This window comes from Algibacter lectus (assembly GCF_900112395.1).
Lineage (GTDB): Bacteria > Bacteroidota > Bacteroidia > Flavobacteriales > Flavobacteriaceae > Algibacter > Algibacter lectus.
This window is the reverse complement of record NZ_FOLN01000005.1, coordinates 339,284-346,096: the sequence shown is the minus strand read 5'-3', so window position 1 is coordinate 346,096 and position 6,813 is coordinate 339,284. Positions and strand designations below refer to the sequence as shown.

At 33.7% G+C, this 6,813-nt stretch carries 4 protein-coding genes and 1 rRNA gene; 4 read left to right on the top strand and 1 reads right to left on the bottom strand.

The features are described 5' to 3' along the window. Positions 1-210: 210 nt before the first annotated feature. Both rrf and BM246_RS11370 read left to right on the top strand, forming a co-directional pair. Positions 211-318: ribosomal RNA gene (rrf, locus tag BM246_RS11375) — 5S ribosomal RNA — on the top strand. A 543-nt stretch (positions 319-861) separates the two neighbouring features. Continuing rightward, complete coding sequence (locus tag BM246_RS11370; protein WP_074937961.1) at positions 862-1,308, top strand: protein-disulfide reductase DsbD domain-containing protein; 447 nt, start codon at positions 862-864, stop codon at positions 1,306-1,308. A gap of 110 nt (positions 1,309-1,418) precedes the next feature. Here the strand turns inward: BM246_RS11370 and metK are convergent, their stop codons facing one another. Beyond that, positions 1,419-2,672: a methionine adenosyltransferase gene (gene metK, locus BM246_RS11365; protein ID WP_042505896.1), complete on the bottom strand. Its 1,254-nt coding sequence runs from the start codon at positions 2,670-2,672 to the stop codon at positions 1,419-1,421. A gap of 681 nt (positions 2,673-3,353) precedes the next feature. Here metK and ilvD point away from each other — a divergent pair. Together ilvD and ilvB are read left to right on the top strand one after the other, a co-directional pair. Then, positions 3,354-5,036 (top strand): dihydroxy-acid dehydratase, encoded by a 1,683-nt coding sequence (ilvD, locus tag BM246_RS11360; RefSeq protein WP_042505895.1) that lies wholly within the window; start codon positions 3,354-3,356, stop codon positions 5,034-5,036. 39 nt (positions 5,037-5,075) lie between these two features. Then, complete coding sequence (gene ilvB / locus BM246_RS11355) at positions 5,076-6,812, top strand: biosynthetic-type acetolactate synthase large subunit (RefSeq protein WP_042505893.1); 1,737 nt, start codon at positions 5,076-5,078, stop codon at positions 6,810-6,812. Position 6,813: the final 1 nt, after the last annotated feature.

The window sequence follows — 6,813 nt, the reverse complement described above, 5'->3', positions numbered from 1 at the left end:
AGGCTATAGGTGTAAAGGCAGTAATGTCATAGCCAAGTAGTACTAATAACCCATAGGCTTATTGTACGCCTGTTTTTTTAAAACGAGAACAATATATTATATTATTTACAAGTCATGTCTCTTATTTCAATATGTTAAGATATTTGTTTATCCTATGTGATAAACGCTGTATGCTAAAGGATTTAGATCTAATAGCGAGCAGCTATAACTTAAGGTGGTTATAGCGATGGGGCTCACCTCTTACCATTCCGAACAGAGAAGTTAAGCCCATTAGCGCCGATGGTACTGCATTTGTGGGAGAGTAGGTCGTTGCCTTTTTTAATCCTCAACATTTATTTGTTGAGGATTTTTTTTGTTTATTATTTATTGAAATAACGAATAGAGTAACGCTTAAGAGAACAATCTCCGTTATACTTCCGCGTAAGCGATAGGATTTAATTTGTTATTTGAGGAGGTTACAATGAATAAATTGGAGTTATTATTTTAAACACATTTTGAAATAGAAAAATACGTACAACTACTCATTTTTTGTAAGTGGTTTTTGTCTTATATTTGTAATGCTATTAATTAGTTCTTAGGGAGAATTAATGAAAACTCTGAATCGTAATGATTTGGAGTTTTCGCGTTTTATAGATAATCTGCTTTTTAATTGGCCTAACAAATATTCAGAATTAATTAGTTTTATAGATTACTTACAATCTCTTTTTATTTTAATCTTATGGTTCTTATAAGTTTTTGTAGATTTACTTCAATTAATTATTATTATAATATTACGAGGTTGTATTATTTCATGGTGTAATTTTAATTTATGGCTTAATAGTTGATTTAATCTTTTAGGAAATCTTGAAAAAATATTATTATATGAAAACTATATTTATAATTATTACGGTCTTAACTTTGAATATATCACAAGCTCAAATTTTAGAGCCTGTAAAATGGGAAACTTCAGTTAATAGAGTGTCAGATACAGAGTTTGACTTAATATCAACAGCAACAATTGATGCAGGTTGGCATTTATATGCGCAAACGGTTCCGGAAGGAGGTCCGATAGCGACAAGTTTTAGTTTCGTTGGAAATGGCAAATTCTTAAAGAAAGGTAATACCAAAGAAGATGAAGGTCATGTTGTAGATGATCCTATTTTTGGAATGAAGATTAAGTATTTTGATAATAAGGCCATTTTTAAGCAGCGTATAAAGGTTAAAACTAAAAAAAGTTTTACTGTAGAAGGTGTGGTTAATTTTATGGTATGTAACGACATTAGATGCTTAGCACCAACAGAAGAGGATTTGTTGTTTACTGTAGATTAATTTAGTCGTTAAAAGCTATATTTATGTAGAAACAGCATTTGATATTATTATAAAAAAAAGTGATCAACTCAGTTGATCACTTTTTTTTATTTAACCTTTGCTCAGACATATTACAATCCGAAAGCGGATTTTACTTTATCTACATAATCTAATTTCTCCCAAGTAAATAATTCAACATCTAATGTTATTGATTCACCGTTTGGTTGTGAGAATGATTTAGTAACTATTTCATTTTTACGTCCCATATGGCCGTATGCAGCGGTTTCACTGTATATTGGAGCTCTAAGCTTTAACCGTTCTTCAATAGCGAATGGACGCATATCAAAAAGTTCTGTTACTTTCTGTGCAATTTCACCATCGGTCATGTTAAAGGCACAAGTTCCGTAGGTATCAATAAAAATCCCCATAGGTTCTACAACACCAATAGCATAACTGACTTGTACTAAAACTTCGCTAGCAACACCAGCTGCTACTAAATTTTTAGCAATATGTCTTGTAGCATAAGCAGCACTTCTATCTACTTTACTTGGGTCTTTTCCTGAAAAAGCTCCACCACCGTGTGCGCCTTTACCACCATAAGTATCTACAATAATTTTTCTACCGGTTAAACCAGTATCACCGTGAGGTCCACCAATAACGAATTTACCAGTTGGGTTGATGTGATATTTAATATCGTTGTTGAATAAATTTTGAATAGCTTTAGGTAAATCTGCAACTACACGTGGAATTAAAATTTCAACTATATCTTTTCTAATTTTAGCAAGCATCACGTCATCCGCATCAAAATCATCATGTTGTGTAGAAACAACAATAGCATCAATACGTTGTGGTACGTTATCATCGCTATATTCAATAGTTACTTGACTTTTAGAATCTGGTCTTAAATAAGTAATATCTTTGTTCTCGCGACGTAATTCAGCTAGAACTTTTAAAATTCTATGAGATAGATCTAAAGCTAATGGCATAAAATTTTCTGTTTCGTTACTAGCGTAACCAAACATCATACCTTGATCGCCTGCACCTTGTTCTTCTTTGGTACCACGATCTACACCTTGGCTAATATCGTCTGATTGTTCGTGGATTGCAGAAAGTACACCGCACGAATTTCCATCAAACATGTATTCACCTTTGGTATATCCAATTTTGTTAATGGTATCCCTAGCGATTTTTTGAACGTCTAAATAAGTCGTCGATTTAACTTCACCAGCAAGCACTACTTGTCCTGTAGTAACTAGAGTTTCACATGCTACTTTCGATTCGGTATCAAAAGCTAAAAAATTGTCGATTAACGCATCGCTAATCTGATCCGCCACCTTATCTGGGTGTCCTTCAGAAACACTTTCTGAAGTAAATAAATAAGCCATATTATATTATTTTATAGCAAGATTTGACGAAAACGTCGAAGGAAGTTTACACTGCCTTTAGCATTTTTATTTGTAGAAAATTAATTTCAATGTTTTTGAAACTTTATTTACTACAAAGAGGTTGCAATCAGTCAAATCTTTCCTCTGTTATATGTGGCTGCAAAAATAGAAAAATAAAAGGAATTGCGAATTCATTTAGAGTTTTTTAACCTAAAATTTGCTTAATAAATTTTATTTATAAATATTTGATGAATCAAATCTTCAGCATTGCCTATATATAGAATGTTTTAGAGAGAAGTGATTGAATTTGTAATGAAAAATAATTCTTTAATTAAAACGGCTATTAATGTCATTGTGATTATTTCATGATGCACTCGGAACGTTTTTTTAAATCTTAAATATGATTAAAAGCCTTCCTTTCAGAGAAGGCTTTTTTTATTGTTAATTTTTGATTTTTTGGACATAGTAAAAAAATCAGTCTAAATATCTGATTATCAAAATTTTGACTGTTGTTTTAGGTTTGTGAATTTAACCTAAAAAATGAAATATAAATGGTTTTAAATGGCTAATAAATTAATTTCGAGCATTATTTAAAAGAATGAAGAGTTTTTAATGAAATTCATAAAAACCTAAATTATTAAAATAAAAGTATAGTAAAAGATAAAATTATCCGCAACAAAAATGAAGGAACTCAATAAACATAGTAAAAGGTTAACTCAAGATGAATCTCAACCAGCATCTCAAGCGATGTTATACGCGGTAGGTTTAACTGATGAAGATATGAAAAAAGCCCAAGTTGGCATTGCTAGTACAGGTTACGATGGTAACCCTTGTAACATGCATTTGAATAACTTGGCTGCTGAAGTGAAAATTGAGTGTAAAATAGCAAATTTAGTAGGTTTAGGGTTTAATACTATCGGTGTTTCTGATGGTATTTCTATGGGGACTTCAGGAATGAACTACTCTTTAGCCTCTCGTGACATTATTGCCGATTCTATAGAAACGGTTATGAATGCACAGAGTTATGATGCTTTAATCTCTGTTGTTGGTTGTGATAAAAATATGCCAGGAGCCGTTATTGCTATGTTACGGTTAAATCGTCCATCTATTATGATGTATGGTGGAACAATTGCTTCAGGAAAATATAAAGGAAGAAAATTAAACATCGTTTCTGCTTTTGAGGCCTTAGGTCAAAAAGTAGCAGGTGAAATTGGAGAAGAAGAATATAGAGAAATTATTAAAAGTGCTATTCCAGGAGCGGGAGCTTGTGGAGGTATGTATACGGCCAATACAATGGCTTCGGCTATAGAGTGTATGGGGTTTGCGTTACCTTATAACTCTTCTATTCCTGCAGAAAATCCTAATAAATTATCTGAAAGTGAGAGAACAGCAATCGCTATTAAAAACCTTTTAGAATTAGACTTAAAGCCTTTAGATATTATTACTAAAAAATCTATTGAGAATGCTATAGCACTTGTCAATGCTTTAGGAGGTTCTACCAATGCAGTATTACACTTTCTAGCTATTGCGCATGCTGCAGATATCGAATTCACATTAGAAGATTTTCAACGTGTTAGTGATAGAACCCCTTTGATAGCAGATTTAAAACCATCTGGAAAATATTTAATGGAAGATGTTCATGGCGTTGGAGGAACCCCTGCAGTAATGAAATATTTATTAGATAATGGTTATTTACATGGTGATTGTTTAACAGTAACAGGAAAAACATTAGCTGAAAATTTAGCAGATGTTGAGCCTCTAACTTTTGAAGACGATCAAGACGTTATATTTCCGAAGGATAAAGCTTTAAAATCTTCAGGGAATTTACAAATTCTTTACGGAAACTTGGCGACTGAAGGTGCTGTAGCAAAAATATCAGGAAACGAAGGTTTGTTATTTGAAGGTAAAGCTGTGGTTTACGATGGAGAACAAGCGGCAAATACTGGAATTTCAAACGGAGAAGTAGAAAGAGGTGATGTTGTCGTCATTAGATATGTGGGGCCAAAAGGAGGTCCTGGAATGCCAGAAATGTTAAAACCAACATCTTTAATTATGGGAGCAGGTTTAGGTAAATCTGTAGCGTTAATTACTGATGGTCGTTTTTCTGGAGGAACACACGGTTTTGTTGTGGGGCATATTACACCAGAAGCTCAAGAAGGTGGAACCATTGGGTTATTAAAAACAGGTGATAAAATTAGAATTAGCGCCGAAGATAACTCTATTAATGTTTTACTTTCTGAGGAAGAAATAGCAGAAAGAAAAACACAATGGGTTCAACCAGCTTTAAAACATTCAAAAGGAATATTATACAAATATGCAAAATCTGTGGCATCGGCTTCTAAAGGCTGTGTAACAGATTTATAGTAAGTAACGATTACAAGAGCAAGAAGAAAATATATAGAGATGAAAGACACTCAAACCATAAAAAAACAAGCAAATAATACGCAGAAAACTATGCGTATTTCTGGTAGCGAAGCAATTATTCATTGTTTATTAGCAGAAGGCGTAGATATTCTTTACGGCTACCCGGGAGGTGCGATAATGCCCGTTTACGACGAATTATACAAGTTTAGAGATAAAATTCATCACGTTTTAACACGACATGAACAAGGTGCAGCACATGCAGCTCAAGGTTATGCTCGTATTTCTGGGAAAGTTGGTGTAGCTATGGCTACTTCTGGCCCTGGAGCTACTAATTTAATTACTGGTATTGCAGATGCTCAAATAGATTCTACACCACTAGTATGTATTACTGGTCAAGTAGCTTCTCATTTGTTAGGTAGTGATGCTTTTCAGGAAACTGATATTGTTGGAATATCTACACCAGTTACTAAATGGAATTGCCAAGTAACGAAAGCGTCTCAAATTCCAGAAGCTATTGCAAAAGCATTCTATATAGCTAAAAGCGGCCGTCCAGGTCCTGTTTTAGTAGATATAACTAAAGATGCTCAGTTAGAAGAATTTGATTTTAAATATGAAAAATGTACAGGTGTAAGAAGTTATAATCCTATACCAGATACCGATACAGAAGCCGTAAAAGAGGCTGCAAAATTAATTAATGCAGCAAAGAAACCAATGATTGTTTGGGGGCAAGGTGTTATTTTAGGTAAAGCAGAAGCCGAATTAAAGGCTGTAATAGAAAAAGCAGGAATTCCTTCGGCTTGGACTATTCTTGGAGCTTCAGCAGTACCAACATCTCATCCGCTAAATGTAGGTATGGTTGGTATGCATGGTAATTACGCTCCAAATGTTTTAACGAATCAATGTGATGTTTTAATTGCTATTGGTATGCGTTTTGATGACCGTGTAACTGGTAGTTTAAATACCTATGCTAAGCAGGCTAAAGTGATTCATTTTGAAATTGATCCGGCAGAGATTGATAAAAATGTAAAAACTGAAATTGCCGTTTTAGGAAATTCTAAAGATAGCTTATCACAGTTATTGCCTTTATTAGAAACAAATTCACACGATGCATGGTTACAAGAATTCAAAGACTTGTATGCTATTGAATTTGAAAAAGTAATAAAAGAAGATCTTACGCCAAGTAAAGAAGGTTTAACTATGGGCGAGGTTATTAAACAAATAAATATTGAAACAAAAGGAAATGCTGCCATAGTTTCAGATGTTGGACAACACCAAATGATTGCTTGTCGTTATGCCGATTTTAATATTTCAAAAAGTAATATTACTTCAGGAGGTTTAGGTACTATGGGCTTTGCGCTTCCTGCAGCTATTGGTGCAAAAATGGCTGCTCCAGAGCGTGAAGTTGTAGCAATCATCGGAGATGGTGGTTTCCAAATGAACATACAAGAATTAGGGACTATTTTTCAGCAAAAAACACCTGTTAAAATTGTAGTTTTAAATAATGAATTTTTAGGTATGGTGCGTCAATGGCAACAGCTGTTTTTCGATAAACGTTATGCCTCTACAGAAATGACAAATCCTAACTTTGTGGCCATAGCAGAAGGCTATTACATTAAAGCTAGAAAAGTTGTAAAACGTGAAGAGTTGGCAGATGCAGTTAAGGAAATGATTGAATCTAAAGAGTCGTATTTCTTAGAAGTATGCGTGGAAAAAGAAGGAAATGTTTTTCCGATGATTCCAACAGGAGCTTCCGTTTCAGAAGTAAGATTGTGCTAAT

Coding starts and splice junctions, on each gene's coding strand:
- BM246_RS11370 (WP_074937961.1), top strand. CDS start 862: ATGAAAACTATATTTATAATTATTACGGTCTTAACTTTGAATATATCA.
- ilvD (WP_042505895.1), top strand. CDS start 3,354: ATGAAGGAACTCAATAAACATAGTAAAAGGTTAACTCAAGATGAATCT.
- metK (WP_042505896.1), bottom strand. CDS start 2,672: ATGGCTTATTTATTTACTTCAGAAAGTGTTTCTGAAGGACACCCAGAT.
- ilvB (WP_042505893.1), top strand. CDS start 5,076: ATGAAAGACACTCAAACCATAAAAAAACAAGCAAATAATACGCAGAAA.